Genomic DNA, 1,693 nt, shown 5'->3' with positions numbered 1-1,693 from the left:
CATAAATCATCTTTCTATATTATAATTATAAACCAAAAAAGAGATTAATATAAGCTACATTCCTAACTTTACAAATTAAAAAACTCGCCTAAGCGAGTTTTATCATTAATTTTTAATTTTTCATTCTTAACTTTTCATTCTTAACTTTTCATTCTTAACTTTTCATTCTTAACTTTTCATTATTCTAAATTGGTTCCACCTTGATTGAAGACATTATTTTTATCAATTTCTAATTCTTCACATGCCTGCTCAAAGCTGCACCCATTTTCATCCATATATTTAGCTACATAGCTATCTAATCCTGGTATATTGTTGTAATCCATTACTTAAACCTCCTAATACTATAAATTTAAAATTATTTTCTCCAATTTACCTTTTTTTATTCCCCATGTAAACATTTAATCTACCATTTAATTATATACTATTTTTACCATTTTATCACTATTTTTACTATATTTTTATTTTTTAATTTTTAAAAGTGAATACCTCTTAAAAGTATTCACTTTTTCTTATTTTACCTTTCCTATATCTTTTCTATAGTAAGCCCCTTTAAATTTTATTTTTTCAGTCTTTTCATATACATTTTTATAAGCTTCTTCTAAGTCTTTTCCATTACCTACAACTGAAAGTACTCTTCCCCCTATAGTTATAAACTTCTCTTCTTCTCTCTTAGCTCCTGCTATAAACACGTCTTTAAATACATCTTTTTCTATTTCTATTTCATATCCTGTTTTAGCTTTTGCAGGATAACCTTCTGACGAGAATACCACGTTTATACAGTAACCTTCTTTCCATTTCATTTCTACTTCATTAAGCTTTTCATCTAATGCTTTTTCTATTACTTCTAAAAAGTCATTTTCCATTAATGAAAGTACCGATTGTGTTTCAGGGTCTCCCATTCTCACATTATATTCTAAAAGTTTTACCCCTTCTTTAGTTATCATTATTCCAAAGAAAATAATTCCTTTAAAGTCCATATTTTCATTTTGTATTCCTACTAGAGTTTTATCCATTATATTTTTATAGAAATCTCCTAATACCTCTTCTGTAACATATGGATTAGGCGATACTACTCCCATTCCACCTGTATTAGGTCCCCTATTTCCATCAAATATTTGTTTATGGTCTTTTGCTGATAAGAATGGTACTATTTTTTTCCCATCTGTTATAGATAAAATTGATGCCTCTATTCCTTCTAAAAATTCTTCTATAACTACTTTTTTACCTGCACCTTTGAATATATCATCCACCATAAATAAACTTATAGTTTCTTTTGCCATTTTTTCATTTTCACAAATAACAACTCCTTTTCCCGCTGCTAGTCCATCAGCTTTTATTACTATTGGATATTTACAATTTTCTAAATATTTATTTGCATCTTCTTCATTATAAAATACACCATACTCTGCTGTACTTACATTATATTTTTTCATAAAATCCTTAGAGAATCCTTTACTTCCTTCAAGCATAGCAGCATTTTGTGCTGGCCCAAATATTTTTAATCCATCTTTTTTAAATATATCAACTATTCCTTTTGTTAAAGGCTCTTCTGGTCCTACTATAGTTAAGTCTATTCCTTCATTTATAGCAAATACTCTTAAATCATTTATATCTTCTAAATTTATATTCTCACATTTTTCGTAGGATGCTGTTCCACCATTTCCTGGTGCTACATATATTTTAGAAACTCTTT

The 1,693-nt window shown here is 27.8% G+C and carries 2 protein-coding genes; both read right to left on the bottom strand.

Translation table 11 applies throughout. From position 1 onward, the window contains the following. Positions 1-179 precede the first annotated feature (179 nt). Positions 180-323, bottom strand: a complete 144-nt coding sequence (locus ACRDDY_RS04460; RefSeq protein WP_438563768.1) for a hypothetical protein — start codon at positions 321-323, stop codon at positions 180-182. Between the two features lie 186 nt (positions 324-509). Beyond that, positions 510-1,693 (bottom strand): phosphoribosylamine--glycine ligase (gene purD, locus ACRDDY_RS04455; protein WP_438563767.1); only part of this gene is annotated, 1,184 nt, incomplete at its 5' end.

The sequence above is a fragment of the Clostridium sp. genome (genome assembly GCF_051656525.1).
Classification (GTDB): domain Bacteria; phylum Bacillota; class Clostridia; order Clostridiales; family Clostridiaceae; genus Clostridium.
The sequence above is the reverse complement of the archived record's forward strand: the minus strand, read 5'-3'. Positions and strand labels throughout refer to the sequence as shown.

Excerpts from the sequence above, each read along its gene's own strand:
- ACRDDY_RS04460 (WP_438563768.1), bottom strand. The coding sequence starts at position 323 with ATGGATTACAACAATATACCAGGATTAGATAGCTATGTAGCTAAATAT.